29 protein-coding genes and 1 tRNA gene are annotated in these 25011 nt (G+C 56.8%); 19 read left to right on the forward strand and 11 right to left on the reverse strand.

The window, feature by feature from the left end:
* The first annotated feature begins 36 nt into the window (after positions 1-36).
* The 7 genes from KUF73_RS01545 to KUF73_RS01575 are packed head-to-tail and all read left to right on the forward strand — an operon-like array spanning position 37 to position 7014.
* Positions 37-993 (forward strand): sugar ABC transporter substrate-binding protein, encoded by a 957-nt coding sequence (locus tag KUF73_RS01545; protein ID WP_218436277.1) that lies wholly within the window; start codon positions 37-39, stop codon positions 991-993.
* Between the two features lie 55 nt (positions 994-1048).
* Positions 1049-2602, forward strand: coding sequence for a sugar ABC transporter ATP-binding protein (locus tag KUF73_RS01550; protein ID WP_218436278.1), 1554 nt, complete (start codon positions 1049-1051; stop codon positions 2600-2602).
* On the forward strand, positions 2599-3576 hold the full coding sequence (locus KUF73_RS01555; RefSeq protein ID WP_218436279.1) for an ABC transporter permease: 978 nt from the start codon (positions 2599-2601) through the stop codon (positions 3574-3576). Before KUF73_RS01550 ends, KUF73_RS01555 begins: the two co-directional genes overlap by 4 nt.
* Before the next feature lie 3 nt (positions 3577-3579).
* Entirely contained in the window at positions 3580-4599 is a 1020-nt protein-coding gene (locus KUF73_RS01560) for a LacI family DNA-binding transcriptional regulator (protein ID WP_218436280.1), read from the forward strand.
* 24 nt (positions 4600-4623) lie between these two features.
* Positions 4624-5541, forward strand: a complete 918-nt coding sequence (gene rbsK, locus KUF73_RS01565; protein WP_218436281.1) for a ribokinase — start codon at positions 4624-4626, stop codon at positions 5539-5541.
* On the forward strand, positions 5538-5942 hold the full coding sequence (gene rbsD / locus KUF73_RS01570; protein WP_218436282.1) for a D-ribose pyranase: 405 nt from the start codon (positions 5538-5540) through the stop codon (positions 5940-5942). The genes rbsK and rbsD overlap by 4 nt, the downstream gene beginning before the upstream one ends.
* A gap of 43 nt (positions 5943-5985) precedes the next feature.
* Positions 5986-7014 (forward strand): nucleoside hydrolase, encoded by a 1029-nt coding sequence (locus KUF73_RS01575; protein ID WP_218436283.1) that lies wholly within the window; start codon positions 5986-5988, stop codon positions 7012-7014.
* On the opposite strand, the gene KUF73_RS01580 is transcribed toward KUF73_RS01575, so the two are convergent.
* On the reverse strand, positions 7007-7207 hold the full coding sequence (locus KUF73_RS01580) for a hypothetical protein (RefSeq protein WP_218436284.1): 201 nt from the start codon (positions 7205-7207) through the stop codon (positions 7007-7009). The two genes, KUF73_RS01575 and KUF73_RS01580, sit on opposite strands and share 8 nt — an antisense overlap.
* A gap of 133 nt (positions 7208-7340) precedes the next feature.
* Here KUF73_RS01580 and KUF73_RS01585 point away from each other — a divergent pair, with 133 nt between their 5' ends.
* Complete coding sequence (locus KUF73_RS01585; protein WP_218436285.1) at positions 7341-7646, forward strand: hypothetical protein; 306 nt, start codon at positions 7341-7343, stop codon at positions 7644-7646.
* Positions 7647-7813: 167 nt separating this feature from the next.
* Positions 7814-8134 carry an I78 family peptidase inhibitor gene (locus KUF73_RS01590; protein WP_218436286.1) on the forward strand — a complete coding sequence of 107 codons (321 nt, stop codon included), beginning with the start codon at positions 7814-7816 and terminating at the stop codon, positions 8132-8134.
* 70 nt (positions 8135-8204) lie between these two features.
* Here KUF73_RS01590 and KUF73_RS01595 read toward each other — a convergent pair whose 3' ends face one another.
* Positions 8205-8417, reverse strand: a complete 213-nt coding sequence (locus tag KUF73_RS01595) for a cold-shock protein (protein WP_003179963.1) — start codon at positions 8415-8417, stop codon at positions 8205-8207.
* Positions 8418-8709: 292 nt separating this feature from the next.
* Positions 8710-9012: a hypothetical protein gene (locus tag KUF73_RS01600; RefSeq protein ID WP_218436287.1), complete on the reverse strand. Its 303-nt coding sequence runs from the start codon at positions 9010-9012 to the stop codon at positions 8710-8712.
* A gap of 374 nt (positions 9013-9386) precedes the next feature.
* Between KUF73_RS01600 and thrS the strand changes: the two genes are divergently transcribed.
* From thrS to KUF73_RS01645, 9 genes are all read left to right on the forward strand, one after another.
* Positions 9387-11309, forward strand: coding sequence for a threonine--tRNA ligase (thrS, locus tag KUF73_RS01605; protein ID WP_218436288.1), 1923 nt, complete (start codon positions 9387-9389; stop codon positions 11307-11309).
* A complete protein-coding gene (gene infC, locus KUF73_RS01610; protein ID WP_172668659.1) occupies positions 11309-11860 on the forward strand; it encodes a translation initiation factor IF-3 in 552 nt (183 codons plus the stop codon). The genes thrS and infC overlap by 1 nt, the downstream gene beginning before the upstream one ends.
* 60 nt (positions 11861-11920) lie before the next feature.
* Positions 11921-12115 (forward strand): 50S ribosomal protein L35, encoded by a 195-nt coding sequence (rpmI, locus tag KUF73_RS01615; protein WP_002553160.1) that lies wholly within the window; start codon positions 11921-11923, stop codon positions 12113-12115.
* A gap of 28 nt (positions 12116-12143) precedes the next feature.
* Positions 12144-12500 (forward strand): 50S ribosomal protein L20, encoded by a 357-nt coding sequence (gene rplT, locus KUF73_RS01620; protein ID WP_007905879.1) that lies wholly within the window; start codon positions 12144-12146, stop codon positions 12498-12500.
* A 109-nt stretch (positions 12501-12609) separates the two neighbouring features.
* The gene (gene pheS, locus KUF73_RS01625; RefSeq protein WP_056853666.1) at positions 12610-13626 is read left to right on the forward strand and encodes a phenylalanine--tRNA ligase subunit alpha; all 1017 of its coding nucleotides are present in this window, start codon (positions 12610-12612) and stop codon (positions 13624-13626) included.
* A gap of 26 nt (positions 13627-13652) precedes the next feature.
* A complete protein-coding gene (gene pheT, locus KUF73_RS01630; protein WP_218436289.1) occupies positions 13653-16034 on the forward strand; it encodes a phenylalanine--tRNA ligase subunit beta in 2382 nt (793 codons plus the stop codon).
* A 3-nt stretch (positions 16035-16037) separates the two neighbouring features.
* Positions 16038-16340: an integration host factor subunit alpha gene (gene ihfA / locus KUF73_RS01635; RefSeq protein ID WP_002553164.1), complete on the forward strand. Its 303-nt coding sequence runs from the start codon at positions 16038-16040 to the stop codon at positions 16338-16340.
* The gene (locus tag KUF73_RS01640) at positions 16321-16677 is read left to right on the forward strand and encodes a MerR family transcriptional regulator (protein WP_003179985.1); all 357 of its coding nucleotides are present in this window, start codon (positions 16321-16323) and stop codon (positions 16675-16677) included. The genes ihfA and KUF73_RS01640 overlap by 20 nt, the downstream gene beginning before the upstream one ends.
* An 89-nt stretch (positions 16678-16766) precedes the next feature.
* Positions 16767-16843: transfer RNA gene (locus tag KUF73_RS01645), tRNA-Pro, on the forward strand.
* Between the two features lie 795 nt (positions 16844-17638).
* Here the strand turns inward: KUF73_RS01645 and KUF73_RS01650 are convergent.
* The 3 genes from KUF73_RS01650 to KUF73_RS01660 form a co-directional block, all read right to left on the reverse strand.
* Entirely contained in the window at positions 17639-19177 is a 1539-nt protein-coding gene (locus KUF73_RS01650) for a DHA2 family efflux MFS transporter permease subunit (protein WP_218436290.1), read from the reverse strand.
* Positions 19174-20103 (reverse strand): HlyD family secretion protein, encoded by a 930-nt coding sequence (locus tag KUF73_RS01655; RefSeq protein WP_256345290.1) that lies wholly within the window; start codon positions 20101-20103, stop codon positions 19174-19176. Before KUF73_RS01655 ends, KUF73_RS01650 begins: the two co-directional genes overlap by 4 nt.
* A 265-nt stretch (positions 20104-20368) precedes the next feature.
* Positions 20369-20833 (reverse strand): MarR family winged helix-turn-helix transcriptional regulator, encoded by a 465-nt coding sequence (locus tag KUF73_RS01660; protein ID WP_218436292.1) that lies wholly within the window; start codon positions 20831-20833, stop codon positions 20369-20371.
* Between the two features lie 503 nt (positions 20834-21336).
* Between KUF73_RS01660 and KUF73_RS01665 the strand changes: the two genes are divergently transcribed.
* Entirely contained in the window at positions 21337-21732 is a 396-nt protein-coding gene (locus KUF73_RS01665; protein WP_218436293.1) for a hypothetical protein, read from the forward strand.
* Positions 21733-21855: 123 nt separating this feature from the next.
* Here KUF73_RS01665 and KUF73_RS01670 read toward each other — a convergent pair whose 3' ends face one another.
* The 5 genes from KUF73_RS01670 to KUF73_RS01690 all read right to left on the reverse strand — a co-directional run bounded on the left by KUF73_RS01670 (position 21856) and on the right by KUF73_RS01690 (position 24855).
* Positions 21856-22059 carry a hypothetical protein gene (locus tag KUF73_RS01670; protein WP_218436294.1) on the reverse strand — a complete coding sequence of 68 codons (204 nt, stop codon included), beginning with the start codon at positions 22057-22059 and terminating at the stop codon, positions 21856-21858.
* A gap of 232 nt (positions 22060-22291) precedes the next feature.
* The gene (locus tag KUF73_RS01675) at positions 22292-22720 is read right to left on the reverse strand and encodes a hypothetical protein (RefSeq protein ID WP_218436295.1); all 429 of its coding nucleotides are present in this window, start codon (positions 22718-22720) and stop codon (positions 22292-22294) included.
* A gap of 133 nt (positions 22721-22853) precedes the next feature.
* Positions 22854-23267 (reverse strand): VOC family protein, encoded by a 414-nt coding sequence (locus KUF73_RS01680; protein WP_218436296.1) that lies wholly within the window; start codon positions 23265-23267, stop codon positions 22854-22856.
* A gap of 90 nt (positions 23268-23357) precedes the next feature.
* Positions 23358-24017, reverse strand: a complete 660-nt coding sequence (locus KUF73_RS01685; RefSeq protein ID WP_218436297.1) for a TetR/AcrR family transcriptional regulator — start codon at positions 24015-24017, stop codon at positions 23358-23360.
* Entirely contained in the window at positions 24004-24855 is an 852-nt protein-coding gene (locus KUF73_RS01690; RefSeq protein WP_218436298.1) for a 3-hydroxybutyryl-CoA dehydrogenase, read from the reverse strand. Before KUF73_RS01690 ends, KUF73_RS01685 begins: the two co-directional genes overlap by 14 nt.
* Positions 24856-25011 lie beyond the last annotated feature (156 nt).

Below are 25011 nucleotides of genomic sequence, written 5' to 3' on the forward strand. Positions count from 1 at the left end.
CGTTGCTCACAATAATCATAAGATCGGAGTGAACCAATGAAGCTGCCATTTGCTGGACGCCTTCTCGCTGTCGCCATGCTCGCCGCCGCATCCGCTACGTTGCCTCTTTCTTCGGCACTCGCCGACACGCCTGAAAAACCTAAAGTCGCGCTGGTCATGAAATCCCTGGCCAACGAATTCTTCCTGACTATGGAAGACGGCGCCAAAGCCTACCAGAAAGATCACTCCGGCGAATTCGACCTGATCTCCAATGGCATCAAGGACGAAACGGATACCGCTGGCCAGACGCGCATCGTCGAGCAAATGATCCTGGCCAAAGTCAATGCGCTGGTTATCGCGCCGGCTGACTCCAAAGCCATGGTGCCGGTAATCAAAAAGGCCATTGATGCGGGTATCACCGTGATCAACATCGACAATCAGCTAGACCCGGCTGTGGTTAAAAGCAAAAACATCAGTGTTCCGTTCGTAGGCCCCGATAACCGTAAAGGCGCGCGTCTGGTCGGCGAATACCTGGCCAAACAACTGAAGGCCGGTGATGAGGTCGGGATCATCGAAGGTGTTTCCACCACCACCAACGCCCAGGCCCGCACCGCAGGCTTCAAGGATGCGATGGAGGCAGCGCAGATCAAGGTTGTGTCCGTGCAGTCCGGCGACTGGGAAATCGACAAGGGCAACAAGGTGGCTGCCTCGATTCTTAGTGAGTACCCGCAAGTCAAAGCCTTGCTCGCCGGTAACGACAGCATGGCCGTAGGCGTTGTGTCCGCCGTTCGCGCCGCGGGTAAGGCCGGCAAGGTGCAAGTAGTCGGTTACGACAACATCAACGCGATTAAGCCGATGCTCAAGGATGGCCGAGTCCTGGCCACCGCGGACCAGTTTGCCGCCAAGCAAGCCGTGTTCGGCATCGAGACTGCGCTGAAAATCATCAAGGGTGAGAAAGTCGACAGCGGCGCCAACGGCGTGATCGAAACCCCGGTCGAGTTGGTTACCAAGTAGTCCTCTGGCGACACAATGGTGCTCGCCCGTCCGGGCGAGCGCATGGAGAGTTTTTATGTCCGTTCGCGCCCCGAACGCTGTCCTCTCGGTCAGCGGTATCGGCAAGACCTACGCCCAACCGGTCCTGACCGGCATCGACCTGACGCTCATGCGCGGTGAAGTGCTGGCACTGACCGGCGAGAACGGCGCTGGCAAAAGTACCTTGTCGAAGATCATTGGCGGGCTGGTCACGCCTACCACTGGCCAGATGCAGTTTCAGGGGCAGGATTACCGCCCTGGCAGCCGCACCCAGGCTGAAGACTTGGGCATCCGCATGGTCATGCAGGAACTCAATCTGCTGCCGACCCTGTCGGTGGCGGAAAACCTGTTTCTCGACAATTTGCCCAGTACCGGTGGCTGGATCAGTCGCAAGCAGCTGCGCAAGGCGGCTATCGAAGCGATGGCGCAGGTCGGGCTCGATGCAATCGACCCGGACACGCTGGTGGGTGAATTGGGCATCGGTCATCAGCAAATGGTCGAGATTGCCCGCAACCTGATCGGCGATTGTCACGTACTGATCCTCGACGAACCGACCGCAATGCTCACGGCCCGTGAAGTCGAGATGCTGTTCGAGCAGATCACCCGCTTGCAAGCGCGTGGCGTGTCGATCATTTATATCTCCCATCGCCTCGAAGAGCTGGCCCGGGTCGCTCAGCGCATTGCGGTACTGCGCGACGGTAACCTGGTGTGCGTCGAGCCGATGGCCAATTACAACAGCGAGCAATTGGTCACGTTGATGGTCGGTCGTGAAATCGGCGAACACATCGACATGGGCCTGCGCAACATCGGTGCCCCGGCGTTGACGGTCAATGGGCTGACCCGCGCCGACAAGGTTCGCGATGTGTCTTTCGAAGTGCGCGCCGGTGAGATTTTTGGCATTTCCGGTTTGATCGGGGCAGGGCGCACTGAGTTGCTGCGGTTGATCTTCGGTGCCGATACCGCCGACAGCGGCACCGTGGCGCTGGGATCGCCAGCGCAAGTCGTCAGCATCCGTTCACCGGTGGACGCGGTGGGTCACGGCATCGCCCTGATCACCGAAGATCGCAAGGGCGAAGGCCTGCTGCTGACGCAATCCATCGGCGGCAATATTGCGCTGGGCAACATGCCCGGCATTTCCAGCGGCGGTATCGTCAATTCAGTTGACGAGGCTTCCCTGGCCCAGCGGCAGATCGATGCCATGCGCATCCGCAGTTCCGGTCCGGCACAACTGGTATCCGAGTTGTCCGGTGGCAACCAGCAGAAAGTCGTAATTGGCCGTTGGCTGGAACGTGATTGTTCGGTGTTGCTGTTCGACGAACCGACCCGTGGCATCGACGTCGGCGCCAAGTTCGACATCTACACCTTGCTCGGTGACCTGACTCGGCAGGGCAAAGCGCTGGTGGTGGTGTCCAGCGACCTGCGCGAGTTGATGCTGATCTGCGACCGGATCGGCGTGCTGTCGGCGGGGCGTCTGATCGAAACGTTCGAGCGCGACAGCTGGACCCAGGATGATTTGCTTGCGGCCGCTTTTGCCGGCTATCAAAAACGTGATGCGCTGCTCAACGAAGCAGCGCCTAGGGATCTTCCATGAAAACCGCATCTTCGGCCGGCAAACGCAGTGGCAATTTTTACGGCCTCGGCACCTATCTGGGCCTGGCCGGTGCCTTGCTGGCGATGGTTGTACTGTTCTCGGTCCTGAGCAGCCACTTCCTGTCTTACGACACTTTCAGCACCCTGGCGAACCAGATTCCGGATTTGATGGTCCTCGCTGTTGGTATGACGTTTGTGTTGATCATCGGTGGCATCGACCTGTCGGTTGGCTCGGTGTTGGCATTGGCCGCGTCGACAGTCAGCGTGGCGATTCTCGGCTGGGGCTGGAGTGTCCTGCCTGCAGCGTTGCTCGGCATGGCGGCGGCGGCACTGGCCGGGACCATTACTGGTTCGATCACCGTGGCGTGGCGGATTCCGTCGTTCATCGTCTCCCTCGGCGTGCTGGAAATGGCGCGCGGCGTGGCGTATCAGATGACCGGCTCGCGCACGGCCTATATCGGTGACGCTTTCGCCTGGTTGTCCAACCCGATTGCCTTTGGTATTTCGCCGTCGTTCATCATCGCCTTGCTGATCATCTTCATCGCCCAGGCCGTCTTGACCCGTACCGTGTTTGGTCGCTACCTGATCGGCATCGGCACCAACGAAGAAGCGGTGCGCCTCGCGGGGATCAATCCAAAACCCTACAAGATCCTGGTGTTCAGCCTGATGGGGTTGCTGGCCGGCATCGCTGCGTTGTTTCAGATTTCGCGCCTGGAGGCGGCGGACCCGAACGCCGGCTCCGGTCTGGAGCTGCAAGTGATCGCTGCGGTGGTGATTGGTGGCACCAGCCTGATGGGCGGGCGCGGTTCGGTCATCAGTACGTTCTTCGGTGTATTGATCATTTCCGTGCTGGCGGCCGGTTTGGCGCAAATCGGCGCGACAGAGCCGACCAAACGCATCATCACCGGTGCGGTGATCGTGGTCGCGGTGGTGCTGGATACTTACCGCAGTCAGCGCGCAAGCCGGCGGACCTGAGTCATGGCAACGATCAAGGATGTAGCAGCGCTCGCGGGGATTTCCTACACCACGGTTTCCCACGTCGTGAACAAGACCCGGCCAGTCAGCGAAGAAGTACGGGTGAAAGTCGAGGCCGCGATCAAAACCCTCGACTACGTCCCCAGTGCGGTGGCCCGGTCCCTCAAGGCTAAAACCACGGCGACCATCGGTCTGCTGGTGCCCAATAGTCTCAACCCCTACTTCGCCGAACTGGCACGAGGCATCGAGGATTACTGTGAGCGCAACGGCTATTGCGTGATCCTCTGCAACTCCGATGACAACCCGGACAAGCAGCGCAGCTACCTGCGCGTGCTGCTGGAAAAACGTATCGACGGGCTGATCGTCGCTTCGGCGGGTGGTGACAGTGGGCTGGCGCAGGGCCTGGCGGCTGTGCGAACGCCGATGGTGATCGTCGACCGCGGATTGGACGGTGTCGACGCGGATCTGGTGCGGATCGACCACGAATATGGCGCCTATCTGGCCACCCGGCATTTGCTGGAGCTGGGGCATCGGGACATTGCCACGATCAGCGGGCCAGTGACCACCAGTGTGGCGCAGATGCGTCTGGCGGGTTTTTGCCGAGCGCTGAAAGACGCCGGCCTCGAAGTGCCAAGCCATCGCATGCTGGAAAGCGACTTCACCAGCACCGGCGGTTACAACGCCGCCGCGCTCCTGCTGGAGCGCAATCCACCCAGTGCTATTTTCGCCGCCAACGACATGATTGGCATCGGCGTACTGCGCGCCGCTGCCGAGCGCAATATTCGAGTACCGACGCAGTTGTCGGTCATCGGCTTCGACGATATCCAGATGAGCCGCTACGTCTATCCGGCATTGACGACGGTCGGGCAGTCGATCCTGCAGCTTGGCGAGATGGCTGCCGAGGTACTGTTGCGAAGGATTGCGACACCGGAACTGGCCACCAGACAACGGATCGTTACGCCGAGCATCGTCATGCGCGAATCGACCGCGCCACTGGCCGGCGTCTTTGCCGAATACCGTTGAAACCGAATTGATGAGTAGTGATGAATGTCAGCAAAAGTAGTGGTAATAGGCAGCCTGAACATGGACCTGGTAACTCGGGCGCCGCGGCTGCCACGCGGCGGTGAAACGCTGATCGGTCAGTCGTTTGCCACAGTGTCCGGCGGCAAGGGCGCGAATCAGGCCGTGGCCGCCGCGCGACTGGGCGCGCAGGTGTCGATGGTCGGCTGCGTGGGCAGTGATGCCTACGGCGAAGAACTGCGCGGGGCGTTGTTGGCCGAACAGATCGATTGTCAGGCGGTCAGCACCGTCGACGGTTCCAGTGGCGTGGCGCTGATTGTGGTCGACGACAACAGCCAGAACGCAATCGTGATCGTCGCAGGCGCCAACGGCGCGTTGACGCCCGCGTTACTCGGCTGCTTCGACTCGGTTCTGCAAGCGGCCGACGTGATCATCTGCCAGCTTGAAGTGCCCGACGCCACTGTCGGCCATGCACTCAAGCGTGGTCGTGAACTGGGCAAAACCGTGATCCTCAACCCGGCGCCAGCCAGTCGTCCGTTGCCGGCGGATTGGTATTCGTCCATCCACTACCTGATTCCTAACGAAAGCGAGGCGGCGGCGCTGAGCGGTTTGCCGGTGGATTCACGGGAAACCGCAGAAATTGCTGCGGCCCGATTGATCGAGATGGGGGCCGGCAAGGTGATCATCACCCTCGGCGCTCAAGGATCGCTGTTTGCCGATGGCGCGCGCTTCGAGCATTTTCCTGCGCCGACCGTGAAAGCGGTCGACACTACGGCAGCCGGTGACACCTTCGTCGGTGGTTTTGCCGCTGCGCTCGCAGACGGTAAAAGCGAAGTTGAAGCGATACGGTTCGGGCAAGTCGCTGCGGCGTTATCGGTCACCCGTGCTGGCGCACAACCCTCGATTCCCACTTTGTCCGATGTGCAGGCGTTTAAAACACCATGAAAAAGACACCTTTGCTCAATGTCGCGTTGTCGCGGCTGATTGCGTCACTCGGCCACGGTGACAAAGTGGTGATCGGCGACGCAGGTCTGCCAGTGCCGCCGGGCGTCGAGTTGATCGACCTGGCCTTGACCCACGGCATTCCAGACTTCATCAGCACCTTGAAAGTTGTGCTCAGCGAAATGCAGGTTGAAAGCCACGTGCTGGCGCATGAAATTCTCGAAAAGAAACCATCGGCGCTTGCTGCGTTGGATGAACTGGATGCCGAAGGTTCGCTGGGCCGCCGCGAGCTGCTCAGCCACGAACAATTCAAAGACCTCAGTCGACAGGCTCGGGCGATTGTTCGGACCGGTGAATGCCAGCCTTACTGCAACATTGTGCTGATCGCCGGGGTAACGTTCTGAATCGTTTGTTTTTCTCTGTTCTACCCTGCACAAGGAGTGCGCCATGTATCGCTGTGCCCAGAAACTGCACCATTTGCTTCGGAGCCTGCTGCTTTTGTCCCTGATTACCGCAACCAGCGCCCAGGCGGCGGAAAAGATCGACCTGATTATCGACACCGATCCGGGGGCAGACGACGTGGTTGCGTTGTTGTTTGCGCTGGCATCGCCGGATGAACTGAACATTCGCGCGTTGACCACCGTGGCTGGCAACGTACGACTGGACAAGACATCACGCAACGCTCGACTGGCCCGTGAATGGGCAGGGCGCGAAGACGTGCCGGTGTATGCCGGGGCGCCGAAACCGCTGATGCGCACGCCAATCTATGCCGAAGACATTCATGGCAAAGAAGGTTTGTCGGGTATTGCGGTACATGAACCGAAAAAAGGACTGGCCAAGGGCAGTGCAGTCGATTATCTGATCGACACCTTGACGACGGCCAAGCCTCACAGCATCACCATTGCGATACTGGGTCCACAGACCAATCTGGCCTTGGCGCTAATCCAGCAGCCTGAAATCGTTCAAGGCATCAAGGAAGTGGTGGTCATGGGAGGTGCGCACTTTAACGGTGGCAACATTACGCCTGTCGCCGAGTTCAACCTGTTCGCCGATCCACAGGCTGCCGAGGTGGTGCTCAAGAGCGGCGTCAAGCTGACCTACCTACCGCTGGACGTAACCCACAAGATCCTCACCAGCGACGCGCGACTGAAGCAGATCGCTGCGCTGAACAACAACGCCAGCAAACTGGTGGGCGATATTCTGAATGAATACATCAGGGGCGATATGGAGCGCTATGGCATCCCGGGCGGCCCGGTGCATGACGCGACGGTTATCGCTTATTTGCTCAAGCCGAAGCTGTTTAGCGGTCGTTCGGTCAACATGGTGATCGACAGTCGCGAAGGTCCGACCTTCGGTCAAACCATTGTCGATTGGTATGACGGTCTGAAGGCGCCGAAAAATGCGTTTTGGATTGAAAGCGGCGATGCGCAGGGCTTTTTCGATCTGCTGACCGAGCGTCTGGCTCGTCTCAAGTAGGCTCGGCACCGTGGTTCGTCGGGTATTTTTCGAAAATCTGCTCGATAAAGGACTGGGCGGCTTCAGTCCCCAGCTCCTTGACCAGTAAATCGATTCCGATGATTGCAAGCTCTGCCGGACTGCCAGGGCTGTAAGAGCTGTGGCCATCTGGCCACTTGGCGTTAATGGCGGCGTCGATGCTTACGGTGGTCATGATGGCGCTCGTGCAGTCGGGGAGGGGCTGTATGCGAGTTAACCATTTTTGCGCGGCATTTGGCACTCCGACTTAGGCATGGTTGAAGGGCTATGCGACACTTGGTCTTTGATGACCTCTCAAGGACTGCGCTGTGCAGATTGATTTGAATACCCCTGACGGCTTGACCGTAGAGGCCGTACGCCAGCTGCTGGCCGCGGCCAGTGACGATGAACACACTCAGTTGCGTGTGACCAAAGGCGGTATCGCCTATATTTCATCGGGTGTCGTCGGTGGCACCGATATCGACGGCTTGCTGTTTCGCCTGGAGACGTGGGCCAAGGGGTCGGGCTATGTCGGACGGGTCGCGGCCAGTGACGAAGTCTGGGTCATGCAGATCTTCAATGCGCTGAAACAGAACTGGCCGAAACCAGCCTTCGACTACATCGACATCTACTGATGCACTGTTCATATTCAGACACGATTGAAGCATGAGGGGAGGGCGTTGCTCAGGCAAACTCGCCGTTTGTCTGCCGCGACGGGTCTGTTCCCAGAACGCTCTGTGAAACCAAACGCCAGATTGGCGGTCGCACGATTTCAGCTTAACTATCGGAAAAAGGAGGCTTCATGCCTTGGAAGCTCGCGTCATTGGGTACTTTATTGGCCATTGCCACACTGGCCGGTTGCAGCTCTGCCAGCACCGATTCGGCAACTGACCCTGTAGCGACGACTGACACAGGTCACAGCCGTTGTGAGGCAAAAGCCGCTGAATTTACCATTGGCAAAACCGCTTCGCCTGAATTGCTGGAGCAGGCGCGTACACGTGCAGGCGCACAGAACGCCCGGTTCCTGTTGCCTAACGATATGGTCACTCTGGAGTACCGCTCAGATCGGCTTAACTTGAACACCGACGCCAACAAAGTCGTCATGCGCGTCAACTGCGGCTGATCGCTAAGCTTTAGCGTCACCCATAAAAAACCCCGTCACATGGACGGGGTTTTTTTAGTGCGCCTGGAAATTACTCTGGGCGAACTTGAGCAGCTTGCATACCCTTTTGGCCTTTCTCAGCCACGAAGGAAACGGTTTGGCCTTCTTTCAGGCTTTTGAAACCGTCGCTTTCGATAGCTTTGAAGTGTACGAACAGGTCGTCACCGCCACCTTGAGGAGTGATGAAGCCGAAGCCTTTTTCATCGTTGAACCATTTAACGGTGCCGGTTTGGCGATTAGACATGGTGTATCTCCAAGAAACATATATTTTCAGTAGTACTGTGCTGCTCAGGCCAACTGGGCACACCGGGGTATCATAGTCGAAATGTTCGCTTTGGGAGCCCCCCGCGGGTGCTGTTTGCCCTACAGTTGCACATTCTTTGTTGCCTGATATCGCTGAAAGCCCCGTTTTAAAAGGCTTTCAGCCAAAAGTGAAGACGATAAAAAAAGCTGTAAAAGCTGCATAAATTGTCCAAAAAAGCGGATTTCAGGGGCTTTTCGCTAGCTGAAAACGCTTTTTCAGCGCCTTGCAGAGCTTATTTTTTCTCTGTGCTATTGGCCTTGCACTTGGAAATCTGGGTCAAAGCCTGTTGCTGTAGTTCTTTACTGGCCGTGTTGTTCATCAGGGATTGAAGGTCCTTGGCCGGGTACGATTTGATCGCGTCGGCACCGCATGCGCAGTGAGCTTTGGCCGCCGCGTCGCCAATCTGCTGCGCAGCCGCAGGGACGCACTGCGCCATATACTTCTCGCGCTCGCCCTTTGGCCATTCTGCGTGGGCGGCCAGCGGCAACAGCAGAACGATGGGTGCGACTACAGCGAATAAACGATTCAGACGCATGCTGAGATGCTCCTTGTGGGTCAATGTCTTGTTATCTGAGGGGTAAAGCGGGGTTCAAGTTCAGCACTCTGTCATAAAAACACCTGATTTGCCCCGGCAGAAAACCGCGGTTCCGCTGTGACCGTTCATCTGTGCTAGCATGCCTCGCTCGGGCGTTTGCAGGCTCCGGTTGACCTTCAGTCCCGGCCGCGGTGAATGCGCGAATAACCCTGATTTGAATCCCAGTCACTCTGGTTCGGTTTTCCGGTTGGCCGCAAGGCTCCTGCCGCTGTAAGGCAGGCGTTCGTCATTGAATGGCCTGGATCGGATCTTGTACTGGCTCATCCCAACCCACGTGACCTTTGGTAGGGGTCACCACTAGGAGAGGAGGCGCCATGCCAACTATTACTCTTCCCGACGGCAGTCAACGTTCATTCGATCACCCGGTCTCCATCGCCGAAGTCGCCGCATCTATTGGCGCAGGTCTGGCCAAAGCCACCGTGGCCGGCAAGGTCAATGGCAAGCTGGCTGATGCCAGCGACATCATCGACAGCGACGCTACGCTGCAAATCATTACGCCAAAGGATGAAGAGGGGCTGGAGATCATTCGCCACTCTTGCGCCCACCTGGTTGGCCACGCGGTCAAGCAGCTGTACCCGACGGCCAAAATGGTCATCGGTCCGGTCATTGACGAAGGTTTCTATTACGACATCGCCTTCGAGCGTCCTTTCACCCCGGACGACCTGGCGGCCATCGAACAGCGCATGCAGCAGCTGATCGAAAAAGATTACGACGTGATCAAGAAAGTCACTCCGCGCGCCGAAGTGATCGAAGTGTTCACGGCCCGTGGCGAAGACTACAAGCTGCGCCTGGTCGAGGACATGCCGAACGAACAGGCCATGGGCCTGTACTATCACGAAGAATACGTCGACATGTGCCGCGGCCCGCACGTACCGAACACACGCTTCCTGAAATCCTTCAAGCTGACCAAGTTGTCTGGCGCCTACTGGCGTGGCGATGCCAAGAACGAGCAGTTGCAGCGCGTTTATGGCACCGCGTGGGCCGACAAGAAGCAGCTGGCGGCTTATATCCAGCGCATCGAAGAAGCTGAAAAGCGCGATCACCGCAAGATCGGCAAGCGCCTGGGCCTGTTCCACACCCAGGAAGAGTCGCCGGGCATGGTGTTCTGGCACCCGAACGGCTGGACTCTGTATCAGGTTCTCGAGCAGTACATGCGCAAGGTTCAGCGCGACAACGGTTACCTGGAGATCAAAACTCCCCAGGTCGTTGACCGCAGTCTTTGGGAGAAATCCGGGCACTGGGCCAACTACGCCGACAACATGTTCACCACTCAGTCGGAAAACCGCGACTACGCCATCAAGCCAATGAACTGCCCTTGCCACGTGCAGGTGTTCAACCAGGGCCTGAAGAGCTACCGCGAGTTGCCGATGCGTCTGGCCGAATTCGGTGCTTGCCACCGTAACGAGCCGTCGGGAGCGTTGCACGGCATCATGCGGGTGCGTGCATTCACTCAGGATGACGCCCATATCTTCTGCACTGAAGAGCAAATGCAGGCCGAATCCGCTGCGTTTATCAAGCTGACCATGGACGTTTACGCCGACTTCGGCTTTAAAGACGTCGAAATGAAGCTATCCACTCGTCCGGAAAAACGCGTTGGTTCCGACGAGCTTTGGGATCGTGCCGAAGCGGCATTGGCTGCAGCCCTTGATAGTGCTGGCCTGCCGTACGATCTACAGCCGGGTGAGGGCGCGTTCTACGGTCCGAAGATCGAGTTCTCGTTGAAAGATTGCCTCGGTCGCGTCTGGCAGTGTGGTACCCTGCAGCTCGATTTTAACCTGCCTGTACGTCTGGGAGCCGAATACGTCTCCGAAGACAACAGTCGCAAGCACCCGGTTATGTTGCATCGGGCGATCCTGGGCTCCTTCGAACGTTTCGTCGGAATCCTGATTGAGCACTACGAGGGTGCGTTCCCCGCGTGGCTGGCTCCGACTCAGGCAGTGATCATGAATATCACTGACAAGCAGGCTGATTTCGCCGCTGAAGTTGAAAAAACTCTCAACGAAAGCGGATTTCGTGCCAAGTCTGACTTGAGAAATGAAAAGATCGGCTTTAAAATCCGCGAGCATACTTTGCTCAAGGTTCCCTATCTCTTGGTTATCGGAGATCGGGAAGTCGAGATGCAGACTGTCGCTGTGCGTACTCGTGAAGGTGCTGACCTGGGCTCGATGCCCGTCGCCCAGTTCGCTGAGTTTCTCGCGCAAGCGGTTTCCCGGCGTGGTCGCCCAGATTCGGAGTAATTATTATTAAGCGTGAAATGAGACAAGATAAACGAGCTGCACCGAAAGCCCCGATCAACGAGAATATCTCGGCACGCGAGGTTCGGTTAATTGGGGCTGAGGGCGAGCAGCTTGGGATTGTGTCAATTGAAGACGCGCTTCTTAAGGCTGAAGAGGCCAAGCTGGATCTGGTGGAAATTTCCGCCGATGCAGTACCCCCTGTTTGCAAACTGATGGACTACGGCAAGTCGATCTTCGAAAAGAAGAAGCAGGTTGCTGCGGCCAAGAAAAACCAGAAGCAGATTCAGGTTAAAGAAATCAAGTTTCGTCCAGGGACGGAGGAAGGGGATTACCAGGTAAAACTGCGCAACCTGGTACGTTTCCTGAGTGACGGGGACAGGGCCAAGGTATCCTTGCGATTCCGTGGCCGTGAGATGGCCCACCAGGAGCTGGGGATGGAACTCCTCAAGCGAGTTGAAGGTGACTTGCTCGAGTACGGTTCGGTCGAACAGCATCCTAAGATGGAAGGACGCCAGCTGATTATGGTCATCGCCCCGAAAAAGAAGAAGTAATCAACAGGGCACGGCAGGCCTTCTGATTATGTTTATCAACTGAATGCGGAGTATCCGAACATGCCAAAAATGAAGACCAAAAGTGGTGCTGCTAAGCGGTTTCTGAAAACTGCTAACGGTATCAAGCACAAGCACGCTTTCAAGAGCCACATCCTGACCAAAATGTCGACCAAGCGTAAGCGTCAACTGCGCGGTAGCAGCTTGCTGCATCCGTCTGACGTGGCAAAAGTCGAGCGCATGCTGCGCCTTCGTTAATTTTAGTCAAGAATAGAGGAAGTAACTCATGGCTCGTGTAAAGCGTGGCGTCATTGCCCGTAAGCGTCACAAAAAAATTCTGAAACTTGCTAAAGGCTACTACGGCGCACGCTCCCGCGTATTCCGTGTTGCCAAGCAAGCGGTAATCAAGGCAGGCCAATACGCCTACCGTGACCGTCGTCAGAAAAAACGTCAGTTCCGCGCTCTGTGGATCGCTCGTATCAACGCTGGTGCACGTATCAACGGTCTGTCCTACAGCCGTTTCATCGCCGGCCTGAAAAAAGCGTCCATCGAGATCGACCGTAAGGTTCTGGCTGATCTGGCAGTGAACGAAAAAGCGGCGTTTGCTGCGATTGTCGAGAAAGCTAAAGCCACCTTGGCTTAAGTACCCCCGACAGTCACCCGGCCTCACCTCTGTGGGGTCAGGTGTTAAACGTCATAAATAGGGGAAGAGCCTTCAAGCTCTTCCCCTATTTTGTATCTGGAGTCTGTACATGGAAAACCTGGATGCGCTCGTCTCTCAAGCTCTAGAGGCCGTGCAAAGCGCTGAAGATATCAATGCCCTGGAGCAAATCCGGGTTCACTACCTTGGCAAAAAGGGCGAATTGACTCAGGTGATGAAGACCCTGGGGAATTTGCCGGCAGAAGAGCGTCCGCAAGTCGGTGCGCTGATCAACGTTGCCAAGGAGCGTGTCACAGATGTTCTCAATGCGCGCAAGGCATTGTTTGAAGAGGCCGACCTGGCCGCCAAACTCTCCGCCGAGTCCATTGACGTTACCCTGCCGGGCCGTGGTCAGACCTCCGGTGGTCTGCATCCGGTTACCCGCACTCTGGAACGCATCGAACAGTTCTTCACTCACATTGGCTACGGCATCGCCGAAGGCCCTGAGGTCGAAGACGACTATCACAACTTCGAGGCGCTCAACATCCCAGGCCATCACCCGGCCCGGTCGATGCACGACACCTTCTATTTCAATGCGAACATGTTGCTGCGCACCCATACCTCGCCGGTACAGGTCCGCACCATGGAATCGAAACAGCCGCCAATCCGCATCGTCTGCCCAGGCCGCGTGTACCGTAGCGACTCCGATATCACCCATTCGCCAATGTTCCACCAGGTCGAAGGCCTGCTGGTCGACCGCGATATCAACTTCGCCGACCTGAAAGGCACCATCGAGGAGTTCCTGCGGGTGTTCTTCGAAAAAGAACTGGCCGTTCGTTTCCGTCCTTCGTACTTCCCGTTCACCGAGCCATCCGCTGAAGTCGATATGGAATGCGTGATGTGCAGCGGCAAAGGCTGCCGTGTCTGCAAGCAGACTGGCTGGCTGGAAGTGATGGGCTGCGGCATGGTTCACCCGAACGTGTTGCGCATGTCCGGGATCGACCCGGAAGAGTTTTCGGGCTTTGCCTTCGGCATGGGCGTTGAGCGTCTGGCCATGCTGCGTTACGGCGTGAACGACCTGCGTCTGTTCTTCGACAACGACTTGCGGTTCCTCGCGCAATTTCGCTAGTCGTAACGAATTCTTAGGAGAGCAGGATGAAATTCAGTGAACAATGGCTGCGTGGCTGGGTTAGCCCGCAGGTAGGTCGCGACGAGCTGGTTGCTCGTCTGTCCATGGCCGGTCTTGAGGTCGATAGCGTTACCCCGGCCGCCGGTGTATTCAGTGGCGTGATCGTGGGCGAGGTGTTGAGCACCGAGCAGCACCCGGACGCCGATAAGCTGCGCGTATGCCAGGTCAGCAATGGCTCGGAGACTTTCCAGGTCGTTTGCGGAGCGCCGAACGTGCGCCCGGGCCTGAAAATCCCGTTCGCCACCATCGGTGCCGAACTGCCGGGCGACTTCAAAATCAAGAAAGCCAAGCTGCGTGGCGTTGAGTCCAACGGCATGCTGTGCTCGCAAGCCGAGCTGCAGGTTGGTGAAGGCAACGATGGCCTGATGGAATTGCCGGCCGATGCGCCGGTGGGTCAGGACATTCGTGAGTACTTGAACCTGGACGACGCCAGCATCGAGGTCGACCTGACTCCGAATCGTGGCGACTGCCTGTCCCTGGCCGGTCTGGCCCGTGAAGTCGGCGCGCTGTATGACGCCCAGGTCACTCGTCCGGTGGTTGTTACCGTTCCAGCTGTGCACGACGAAGTACGTTCGGTTGAAGTGCTGGCGTCGGCTGCCTGTCCGCGTTACCTGGGTCGTGTGATCCGTAACGTCGACCTGTCCAAGCCTACGCCGCTGTGGATGGTCGAGCGCCTGCGCCGTTCCGAAGTGCGTAGCATCGATGCTGCCGTCGACATCACCAACTACGTGATGCTGGAATTGGGTCAGCCGCTGCATGCGTTCGATCTCGCCGAAATCAATGGTGGTATCCGCGTTCGCATGGCCGAAGAAGGCGAGAAGCTGGTGCTGCTCGACGGTCAGGAAGTCAGCCTGCGTAGCGATACGCTGGTGATTGCTGACTACACCCGCGCTCTGGCAATCGCTGGCGTTATGGGTGGGGAGCATAGCGGTGTAAACACCGCGACCACTCGCGATATTTTCCTGGAAAGCGCGTTTTTCGATCAGATCGCCGTCGCTGGCAAGGCCCGTTCCTATGGCCTGCACACCGACGCCTCGCACCGCTATGAGCGTGGCGTGGATTGGCAGCTAGCCCGTGAAGCCATGGAGCGCGCCACTGGCCTGCTGCTGGAAATCACCGGTGGCGAAGCCGGCCCGATCATCGAAACCGTGAGCGAGCAGCACCTGCCGAAAGTCGCGCCGGTAACCCTGCGTGCGCAACGCATCACCCAGATGCTGGGTATGGAAATGGATTCGGTCGAAGTTGAGCGCCTGCTCAAGGGCCTGGGCCTGACCGTTTCCGCCGATGGTGCAGGGCAGTGGCGCGTAGAAGTGCCGAGCCATCGCTTCGACATCAGCCTGGAAGTCGACCTGATCGAAGAATTGGCCCGTCTCTACGGTTACAACCGTCTGCCGGTTCGTTACCCGCAAGCGCGTCTGGCGCCGCAAGCCAAGGCTGAAGCACGTAGCGATCTGCCGGAGCTGCGCCGTCTGCTGGTTGCTCGTGGTTATCAGGAAGCGATTACCTACAGCTTCATCGATCCGAAACAGTTCGAGCTGTTCAATCCGGGTGTTGAACCGTTGCTGCTGGCCAATCCGATTTCCAACGACATGGCTGCTATGCGCTCGTCCTTGTGGCCAGGCTTGGTCAAGGCGCTTCAGCACAACCTGAATCGTCAGCAGGATCGCGTGCGTCTGTTCGAAAGCGGTCTGCGTTTCGTGGGGCAGCTCGAAGGTCTGAAGCAAGAGCCGATGCTGGCAGGAGTGGTGTGCGGTAGCCGTCTGCCGGAAGGCTGGGCACAAGGTCGCGATGTCGTCGATTTCTTCGACGTCAAGGCTGACGTGGAAGCGGTGCTGGGCTTTGCCGGTGCACTGGATGCCTTCACGTTTGTACCAGGCAAACACCCGGCATTGCATCCGGGTCAAACCGCTCGCATTGAGCGTGATGGTCGTCTGGTGGGGTTCGTTGGCGCGATTCACCCTGAATTGTCGAAAACGCTGGGCCTGGATCGTCCGGTATTCGTTTTTGAACTGGTTCTGGCGGAAGTGGCGTCGGGCAAAATGCCTAAATTCCACGAGTTATCGCGCTTTCCTGAAGTGCGTCGTGACCTGGCACTGATCGCGCACCAAGATGTTGCGGCCTCGGCTGTATTGGACGTAATCCGTGAAAATGCAGGCGAATGGCTGACAGACCTCAGGCTATTTGACGTGTATCAGGGTAAAGGTATTGATCCTGATAGAAAAAGCCTCGCAGTTGGCTTGACCTGGCAGCATCCATCGCGCACTCTTAATGACGATGAGGTGAATACTACGACGCAAAATATCCTCACCTCGCTCGAACAAAGGTTGAACGCCACGTTAAGGAAGTGACGTATGGGGGCTTTGACGAAAGCTGAGATGGCGGAACGTCTGTATGAAGAGCTGGGCCTGAACAAGCGGGAAGCCAAGGAATTGGTTGAACTGTTTTTCGAGGAAATCAGGCACGCTCTTGAAGACAACGAACAAGTCAAATTGTCCGGTTTCGGCAATTTCGACCTTCGGGACAAACGCCAGCGGCCTGGCCGCAATCCGAAAACGGGAGAAGAAATCCCGATCACGGCTCGCCGTGTGGTCACCTTTCGTCCAGGGCAGAAGTTGAAGGCCCGAGTTGAGGCTTATGCTGGAACCAAGTCATAACGACGAGCTACCCGTCATCCCAGGCAAACGCTACTTCACCATCGGTGAAGTTAGCGAGCTTTGTGCGGTAAAACCGCACGTGCTGCGCTATTGGGAGCAGGAGTTTCCTCAACTCAACCCCGTCAAACGCCGCGGAAACCGCCGGTACTATCAGCGCCAGGACGTACTGATGATCCGGCAGATCCGCGCGCTTCTTTACGATCAAGGGTTCACCATCGGCGGCGCACGCCTGCGTTTGTCTGGTGATGAAGCCAAAGACGACACCACCCAATACAAGCAAATGATCCGCCAGATGATCGCCGAGTTGGAAGATGTTCTGGTGGTCCTCAAGAAATAAAATCCTGCTTTTAAATACTTCCAGTTTTCAAAAGCTTGCGATATATTCTTGAGCGTTCTTCGAGATAAGGGACAGATTTAACGCCTAGTCGGGGCGTAGCGCAGTCCGGTAGCGCACTAGCATGGGGTGCTAGGGGTCGAGTGTTCGAATCACTCCGTCCCGACCATATTATTCAACGTCTTAGGCCAATGTTCACAGCATTGGCCTTTTTCGTGTGCGTGACATTTGCGTGACTCCTCGATTTTTCACGCCTGTTTCCTATTGTGAGTTCACGCCGCTTTTGGCCCTTTTTCGCGCTACCTTTGGCAACAATCCTGTCTGATATTTCTCTTCCTTTCTCAGCTTTTTCGCATATCAGATAGCCTTGCCAAACGCCCTGTTTCCAGGCGATTCGGGCGTTTTTCCTCACCCGCTCCGCGGCGCTAAACCCTGGAAGCTCAGTTCCGATTCTTCGTTCTTAAAGGTCACCATCCCAAATCAGCGAAACAGGCTGTACGTCATGCGGGCCGTGCCTTTGAAGACAAACGGAAGCAGCGAAAGCCGGACCTCCGATTGTGCGCTAGGGAAACGGAACAGAGCGCGGGGAGGGCGCATCTATTCGAATTGATTGCTGACGGGCTGTGGGCCTTTTGAAGACCCTTTGATCACAAGGCCCTGGGGCTAATTTGGAATCAAACCATCGCGTCCGATAGCCTGACTCATACCTCCAAATTCGGCGCTTTTGGGCCCAAACCGCAGTGCCAAACAGACCGCAAATTCACCCGACTTCTTGCTGTTTTGGTGACAAACCATTTTGCAGGTAGTTGGCACCGAGTGAGTTCCGCTGACCCCACGAAAAATCCGGCGGCCGCGGTTTCTAGCGGTAAGCTCGGAATCTCTTGCAAGGTCCTGGTCGGTGCCAAATCCGCTGCTAACTCACACCTAGTGACTTTCCAATCGAGCATTGAGGGGCTGGCTTCAGCTATTCCATGACCGGTACTGACTCGTCATTGGCCTGGGTTTTGGGGCTTTTGATTATCAGCAGCAGCGGCATAACCGCCAGCGACAACACCATCAGCAGCTTGAAGTCATCCAGATAGGCGACCCAACTGGCCTGTGCCGTGACCATCGCGTCCAGTGTTGCGCGACCGGACGCGACCATCGGGTTCAGATAACTCTTGATCTGCCAGGTGTCGAAGACCCGGTTGAACGGGGTGACGTAGGCACCTATTTCTGCGTGGTTGACCTGGATATTTTGGGCGAGGAGCACGGTCACGATGGAGATGCCGACGCTGGAACCGACGTTTCGCGACAGGCTGTAAAGCCCGGTGCCCTCTGCCCGCAATGCGACTGGCAACGTCGTGAAGGCAACCGTGGTCAATGGCACGAAAAGCATTCCCAGGCTAGAACCTTGAATGAAGCCGACATAGACAATGGTTTGTATCGACACATTGGGCGTCCAACCGGTCATTAGCCACATGGACAATGCTGACAGTCCAAGGCCGGTTAGCAGTAACAGGCGTGTATCGACTTTGCCCAGCAGCCGACCGGCCAGGAACATGGTCAGCATCGTGCCCAACCCGCGCGGACCCATGACCATGCCAGCGGTCAGCACTGGGTAGCCCATTAATGTTTGCAGGTAGGGGGTCATCAAGGCTAGGGAAGCCAGGTAGGTAATGCCGACGATAAAAATAAAAATAACGCTGATTGAAAAATTACGGTCCTTGAACAGGTTTGGGCTGATAAATGGGGTGTCGGAGGTGAAGGTGTGGACCAGAAACACATAGATGGCAGCAACGGCCACCTCGGCTTCGATCAGAATTTCTCCGGAAGAGAACCAACCCAGTTGTTCACCTCGATCCAGAAACAATTGCAGGGCCATGATTGCCACACTCAGCGAACCAAAGCCGAGCCAGTCTAGACGTGACGAAGTGTCGGTCGGCGTTTCACTGACGTAGTAGATGATGCCGGCCAGCGCCAGCAAACCAATGGGCAGGTTGATAAAAAACACCCACCGCCAACTGAAGTTGTCGGTCAGCCAGCCGCCAAGCATCGGGCCCAATACGGGACCGACCATGACTGAGACACCGAACAGTGCCATGGCTGAACCGCGTTCCTTGAGGCTGTAGATATCCAGCAGAATGCCTTGAGACAAGGGCACTAATGCCGCGCCCGCCAAGCCTTGCAGTAGTCGGAACAGGATGATTTCTTCCAGCGACTGCGCCAGACCGCAAAGAATCGACGAAACAACGAAACCGCTAATCGCCCATAGCAGCACTTGTTTGCGCCCGAAGCGTCTGGCCAGGAAGGCAGATGGCGGCGTCATGATTGCGGCCGCGACGATGTAGGAAGTCAGCACCCAGTTGATCTGGTCCGAACTGGCGGAGATGCTGCCTTGCATATAGGGCAGGGCGACGTTGGCAATCGTGGTGTCGAGCGCTTGCATGATTACCGCCAGCACCACGCAAGCGGTGATCATTCCGCGATGGCGTACCGGTTCAGTCGCTGGCGCTGCATTCATGGGCGTGGGGCCTTGCTGTTAAACAAGCCGGAAAACATTTCTGGAAGACCACGTGCCACGCCTGTATTGATCCGCGCTTCCACACTCATGCCGGTGCGCAGCGAAGGTTTTTGCCCGGTATCGTCGATGCTGATGCGCACCGGAATGCGTTGAACGACTTTGACCCAGTTGCCAGTGGTGTTCTGCGCGGGCAGCAACGAAAAGCTCGAACCCGATGCCGGGCTGATGCTTTCGACGGTCCCATGCCACTCGACACCGGGGTAACTGTCGACGCTGATATCGACGGGTTGACCTGGCTTCATGTGGGTCAACTCGGTTTCTTTGGGCGACGCAGCGACCCACAGGTGATCGGCCGACACCAGGCTGACGCCTGATTGTGGCGGTTGCAGATAGGAGCCGACTTGCAACGAATCAACATTGGTTACGATGCCGTCGAACGGCGCCCTGACCACTGAGTTGGTCAGGTTGCGTTGCGCTTCATCGACTGCGGCTTGTGCCTGGAGATACGCGGGTTGCTGTTCGACCGGTGTCTCGATGTGTCCGCCCAATTGCGCCAACACCATCTGCGCCGTGGCCTTGGCGACAGCGATTTTTTGCCGGGTGCTGTCCAGCGCGTGCTTGGCATCGTCGTAGTTGGTTTTGGAAACTGCAGAAACGCTGATCAGGGTTTGCTGGCGCTGGAAACTGGTCTGGTAGTACGGAAGATCGATCTGCGCCTGATCGATTTCGGCCAGCGCTTGATTGTAATTGGCTTTGAGGTTGAGGATCTGATTGCGCACGTTGCCCAGCTGTGCCCTGGCACTTGCCAACGCAATTTCAAAAGGCTCGGGCTTGAGGGTAAAGAGCACTTGACCTTGGGCGACCCGCTGATTGTCTTTGACATCGATCGAAGCCACCAGCCCTGAGACATCAGTGGAAACACCCACGTGATCGGCCTGAATGTACGCGTTGTCGGTTGAAATGATCTGGCCCCCTGTGACGTACAGATATCCGCCGACAAGAAGCCCGATGGGCAGCAATGTAAACAGCGCTACCCGTGCGCGCTGTCGTTTTGGCCGGACAGGGGGGGCATCACTTTGCTCGCCTTCAGCGTGGCGAAGGTTGGGTGTGGGGGGCTCGGTTGACGAGGGGCCTTCCATCCGCGAGATAGCGGGTCTCACAGGCAGTTCGGGGGGCGACTTCAGATTTTGATCAGCCATGAAGACGTTCCTCCTCGTCAATCGGAAGACTGCAGGCATCGATCAGATTGGACCTGACGCGTTTCATCATCTTCAGCAGTAATTGACTCTCTTCCTCTGAGAAACCGTTCGTGGCCTCCTGACGTGTCAGTTGACCCATTCCACGCATTAGCTCCAGCAATGGATGAGCTTGGGTGGTCAAAAACAGCAGGGACAGGCGGCGATCTGTGGGATGTCGACGCCGTTCGATCAACCCGCGTTCAGCCATTTTGTCCAGCAGACGCACAAGGGTGATTGACTCCAGCTCCAGCAAGTCCGCGAGGCCTTTTTGATGAATCCCCTCGTTGGTCGACAACATGGCAAGCACTTGCCACTGCGAACGCGTCAGCCCGACGTGGCGCGCACGTTGCTCAAAGCGCTTGCGCATCAATCGAGCTGCATCGTGAAGGGCGAAACCTAAAGTCAATGTGTCCGTCATGCTAAAAATCTGCCGCGAAAGAGTTAGCTCATCATAGTTGAGCTTGTGATTAGGGTGCTATCTATTTTTTGAGGCGAAAGGGAGCATCAGGTCGAGGACGCTTGCTAGCGGAATGGGGCGACGAAGTGAGCCTGCGATCAGCCTGACGGCATTTTTGGTGAGGTTGTTTAGAGGACACCTGGAGCGGAAACCAGGTTGAGTGACATTGCACTGCTTGATTACGGCAGAGAATCGGCTGCGAGCGTAAGTAGTAGCTTCACCAAAAACTTGCCGTTGATTTTTTTAACTTAATGGCAGCAGCTAAATTACTTTGTGAGCAAGCTATTTATATAGGCATCGTCCTCGAGTCTGGCTTTTCGAATGTCGGGCGCTATCGATTTTATAGTGAAAAAATATATTGGTGATTTTTACAATGTCTAGGCTTAAATAGATGTTTCGCTGTGACTTAGAGGGTATGGAAACGGGTGCGACTGTTCGATCAGTAGCCTGGTAAGAGGTGCAATATGAATCTAAAAAGTTTGAGTTACTTGTTAATGGCGCTTGTTGTGTCTGGTTGTAGTTCTTCTGGAGGAAACACTATAAAGCCGGTAACCGCTTCAGCTGTGGCACTCGATGATGCTCAAGTCCGTAGCACATTGGTCGGCAACAAGCTGAATAATACCGGCACCTCTGGCCTGCCCTATTCATTGAGCTTCAATGCCGATGGGACGGAAATATTCAAGATGTCCGGCAATCCGCCGGAGACCGAACAGTGGTCGGTCAAGGATGGAGTTATTTGTTTTACCTCTGCCAAAACCCCCAAAGAATGTTACCGGCTAAAAAAGGACAATCAGGACTATTGGTTGGTGCACCCAGACACTGGCGCGGTCCACTATCACTACACGCTTAGCCCACAATAATCCGGTAAAGGGTCTCGCCTTCGAACGGGCGACAAGTTAAAACCCGGTTTGTCGCATGTTGAAGTGCGAGCACTGCGTGACATGCGACAAGTCGGCGACTGACCCGGTTCAGATCAAACGCAGTCAGAGCAGATAGCCCGGTGTCTGTCCGACGCTATTGTCCTGAACCACGGAGATGAGGTGCAGAGGGATATGTTGTTCATTGATGGATGAAATTTCGAAACCGCCCACTATTTGAAGCTGTCGCTCATTCAGTCCGGTCGACTCTTCTTCTTTTGCCTTGGCCATTCTCGCGTGGTTCGCTGCGATTTCATTGAGAGTTGACACGTTACATCTCCGGTGACTGACCAAGCGTATCGCTGGAGTCCTTAAGCGTTAGTTTGAGGTGTGGCCGCGTCAGAAATATGTCGTTCTGGTGCCACTAGGACGGGCCTGTGCAAACCCCAAGCCAGACAGAGGGGCGCATTGCGAGTCGTGTTTTCATTTGCGACGAAAGGTTGCGTCCCACTGAAAACTTCCTTTGCTAACCCCTCACTGACCTCAGCTTCAGAGGTGGGCATCAGCGATATTTGATAACAATCCCTTTGAGTTTGCGTCCCTCGATGGTCTGCACATCGCGCGCCCAAAGCGGCCCGTTGACATAAGCCCCCACCGCTTGAATATGGTCATACACCACCACAACGGCGTCGCCCCCGAGCTTCGCACCTTCAACGCGCAGTTTCTCTTCGACTTCCGAGATGGGCGGGGCAGGATCGACGCTGGCATCGACCAATATTTCACCCAATCGAATATGCGGCCGAAGCGGCTCGGTGCGTAGAATCACGACTTCGCTGGGCAGCGTAGGTGCGGGATGCTCCACCCCGACGTACGCGGTGGTCTGGGCATCCACAGTCGCGCAACCGCTGAGCGCCAGCAGGGAGGCAGTGAGCCCGCCGGCCAGCAGTGTCAGTTTGAAGCGGGTGGACCATGACGTGTCATGGGCTGGCATAGTGGGTTTCCTCCGAAGGCCGCTGCTAGACAGGTGGCTAGTTGACGGTAGCAGACGGGCCGGGAGTTGCCAGAAAGCCCAACCTCTTCAGGTTGGGCTTTTTCATGCTTCGAACATCGTCGATCAGGAAAGCTCATTGATCCTTTTCGCAGTTGACCATCCATGACACACCGAACCGGTCGACCAGCATGCCGAAACGCGCAGCCCAGAACGTGGTTTCCAGCGGCATGTTCACAGTCCCACCCTCCGCTAACGCGGTGAAAACCCGTTCAGCCTCGGCAATACTGTCGACATTCAGCGATACGGAGCAGCCACTCATGTCATCGACAGGGCGATCGGGGGTAGTGTCCGACCCCATGATGGCCTGGTCACCCACCGCCAGGCGTGTGTGGATGATCAGGTTGTGCAGATCCTTGGGTACGTGCTCTGCGGCAGGGGTTTCACCGAAGGTCATCATGGCTTCGATCTGGCCTTTGAGGCTTTCGGCATAGAAGGTGAACGCGGCTTTGCAGTCGCCGTTGAAGATAAGGTAGGGATTGATTTTCATGATTCGGCTTCCGGTCATTGAAGATACACATCGGATTGGACGCCTCGTTCGAGGACGAATTCCGATGGCATTGAACCGGCAAGCAAAGCGCTAAATCGCGACGGAGGTCTGGGTTTTTTTAGACGTTTTCTCGATAGATGGAGCAAGGCTTATTGCCTCACTTGCACGACGAGGCGCCAGCAAGCGCTCGACAGCACCGTTCACCATATTCTCCAGCAGTTCGTCGTGTTCGCTTTCGTCCAGCGAATGGGGCGTCAGCCAGCTGGGTGCGCTATTAAGCAATGCTGCAATGGCGTGGCCTGCCGCCAACAGGCCCAGTTCACTGAATCGCGAGCGGGCGCCGAGCATCAATAACAATTTGCGCTCGTACTGCTCGCGCAATTTTTGCACCCGCGCCTGCTGTTCTTCATTCAGGCAGCCGCTGTCGCGCTCCACCAGGCGAAAATGCCACGGCATGTTGCGATGCAGGTTCAGGTGCGCGCGAATCAATTGGTTGAGCCGATCGCGTTTGGCCGGGGCCTTTTGCTCGATGCGTCCCAGTGTGGCCAGCAGCTCTTCGTAGAACTCTTCGATCAGGTCCAGCAACAAGTGCTGTTTGCTTGGGTAATGGTGATACAACGAGCCCGGGGAAAGCCCCAGGCACGTGGCGAGCTCACGCATGCCGACCTGACCGAAACCCTTGCTGGCAAATAGCTCCAGCACCTTGTCCCGGTATTCGGCGAAACGCGAACAACGCTCAGGCATAGGCATGGAAGCCGCGCCCCGTTTTGCGTCCCAGGTAACCGGCGGCGACCATTTCCTTGAGCAGTGGTGCCGGGCGGTACTTGCTGTCGTTGAAGCCATCGTAGAAGGCTTCCATGATCGCCAGCAGAGTGTCCAGGCCGATCAGGTCCGCCAGCGCCAGCGGGCCGATGGGCTGATTGCAGCCCAGACGCATGCCGGCGTCGATGTCTTCTGCACTGGCCAGGCCTTCCTGAAACACCAGGATCGCTTCGTTGATCATTGGCACCAGAATCCGGTTAACCACGAAACCCGGGCGGTTACCGGCGGTGATTGCGGTTTTGCCAAGCGTGGTCGCCATGTCCAGTGCCAGTGCGTGGGTGGCGTCGCTGGTCTGCAAGCCGCGAATGACTTCAATCAGGCCCATTACCGGCACCGGGTTGAAGAAGTGCAGGCCGATGAAACGCTCAGGTTGGCTGACGCTGGCGGCGAGTTGGGTAATCGACAGCGACGAGGTGTTGGAGGCGATCACGCATTCGGCGCTGACCTGCGCAGCAATCTGTTGCAGTACCCGCAGTTTCAGGTCGAGGTTTTCGGTGGCGGCTTCGATCACCAGTTGCGCATTGTGCAGGCTGCTGTAATCGGTACTGGTGCGGATCTTGTCGAGGGCGGCGAGCTTTTGCTCAGTCGTCAGGGTGTCCTTGGCGATCTGCCGATCAAGGTTTTTGCCGACGGTTGCGACAGCTTTTTGCAAGGCGCTCTCGGAGATGTCGAGCAGGGTCACATTGAAACCGGCCAAGGCGCAGACTTGCGCAATGCCGTTGCCCATGGTGCCAGCGCCAATCACGCCAATGTTTTGCAGATTCATCTTGCCGTCCTTCCGATCAAGCCTTGCGATACCTTGGCCGCCATAATGGCCAAAGGCGTACTATTGGCCGCGAGTCTAGAGCCGGCAGGGCGGTTGTCCTATGCTGAAACTGTTCAACGGCACTGGTGTTTTTTGCCATTTCGGGTAATGGGGGGA

It is taken from the genome of Pseudomonas sp. PD9R, from assembly GCF_019200975.1.
GTDB lineage: Bacteria > Pseudomonadota > Gammaproteobacteria > Pseudomonadales > Pseudomonadaceae > Aquipseudomonas.

Bases quoted from the DNA above. Each gene is read 5' to 3' on its own strand.
- KUF73_RS01545 (WP_218436277.1), top strand. From the start codon at position 37: ATGAAGCTGCCATTTGCTGGACGCCTTCTCGCTGTCGCCATGCTCGCC.
- KUF73_RS01550 (WP_218436278.1), top strand. From the start codon at position 1,049: ATGTCCGTTCGCGCCCCGAACGCTGTCCTCTCGGTCAGCGGTATCGGC.
- KUF73_RS01555 (WP_218436279.1), top strand. From the start codon at position 2,599: ATGAAAACCGCATCTTCGGCCGGCAAACGCAGTGGCAATTTTTACGGC.
- KUF73_RS01560 (WP_218436280.1), top strand. From the start codon at position 3,580: ATGGCAACGATCAAGGATGTAGCAGCGCTCGCGGGGATTTCCTACACC.
- rbsK (WP_218436281.1), top strand. From the start codon at position 4,624: ATGTCAGCAAAAGTAGTGGTAATAGGCAGCCTGAACATGGACCTGGTA.
- rbsD (WP_218436282.1), top strand. From the start codon at position 5,538: ATGAAAAAGACACCTTTGCTCAATGTCGCGTTGTCGCGGCTGATTGCG.
- KUF73_RS01575 (WP_218436283.1), top strand. From the start codon at position 5,986: ATGTATCGCTGTGCCCAGAAACTGCACCATTTGCTTCGGAGCCTGCTG.
- KUF73_RS01580 (WP_218436284.1), bottom strand. From the start codon at position 7,207: ATGACCACCGTAAGCATCGACGCCGCCATTAACGCCAAGTGGCCAGAT.
- KUF73_RS01590 (WP_218436286.1), top strand. From the start codon at position 7,814: ATGCCTTGGAAGCTCGCGTCATTGGGTACTTTATTGGCCATTGCCACA.
- KUF73_RS01595 (WP_003179963.1), bottom strand. From the start codon at position 8,417: ATGTCTAATCGCCAAACCGGCACCGTTAAATGGTTCAACGATGAAAAA.
- KUF73_RS01600 (WP_218436287.1), bottom strand. From the start codon at position 9,012: ATGCGTCTGAATCGTTTATTCGCTGTAGTCGCACCCATCGTTCTGCTG.
- thrS (WP_218436288.1), top strand. From the start codon at position 9,387: ATGCCAACTATTACTCTTCCCGACGGCAGTCAACGTTCATTCGATCAC.
- rpmI (WP_002553160.1), top strand. From the start codon at position 11,921: ATGCCAAAAATGAAGACCAAAAGTGGTGCTGCTAAGCGGTTTCTGAAA.
- rplT (WP_007905879.1), top strand. From the start codon at position 12,144: ATGGCTCGTGTAAAGCGTGGCGTCATTGCCCGTAAGCGTCACAAAAAA.
- pheS (WP_056853666.1), top strand. From the start codon at position 12,610: ATGGAAAACCTGGATGCGCTCGTCTCTCAAGCTCTAGAGGCCGTGCAA.
- pheT (WP_218436289.1), top strand. From the start codon at position 13,653: ATGAAATTCAGTGAACAATGGCTGCGTGGCTGGGTTAGCCCGCAGGTA.
- ihfA (WP_002553164.1), top strand. From the start codon at position 16,038: ATGGGGGCTTTGACGAAAGCTGAGATGGCGGAACGTCTGTATGAAGAG.
- KUF73_RS01640 (WP_003179985.1), top strand. From the start codon at position 16,321: ATGCTGGAACCAAGTCATAACGACGAGCTACCCGTCATCCCAGGCAAA.
- KUF73_RS01650 (WP_218436290.1), bottom strand. From the start codon at position 19,177: ATGAATGCAGCGCCAGCGACTGAACCGGTACGCCATCGCGGAATGATC.
- KUF73_RS01660 (WP_218436292.1), bottom strand. From the start codon at position 20,833: ATGACGGACACATTGACTTTAGGTTTCGCCCTTCACGATGCAGCTCGA.
- KUF73_RS01665 (WP_218436293.1), top strand. From the start codon at position 21,337: ATGAATCTAAAAAGTTTGAGTTACTTGTTAATGGCGCTTGTTGTGTCT.
- KUF73_RS01675 (WP_218436295.1), bottom strand. From the start codon at position 22,720: ATGCCAGCCCATGACACGTCATGGTCCACCCGCTTCAAACTGACACTG.
- KUF73_RS01680 (WP_218436296.1), bottom strand. From the start codon at position 23,267: ATGAAAATCAATCCCTACCTTATCTTCAACGGCGACTGCAAAGCCGCG.
- KUF73_RS01685 (WP_218436297.1), bottom strand. From the start codon at position 24,017: ATGCCTATGCCTGAGCGTTGTTCGCGTTTCGCCGAATACCGGGACAAG.
- KUF73_RS01690 (WP_218436298.1), bottom strand. From the start codon at position 24,855: ATGAATCTGCAAAACATTGGCGTGATTGGCGCTGGCACCATGGGCAAC.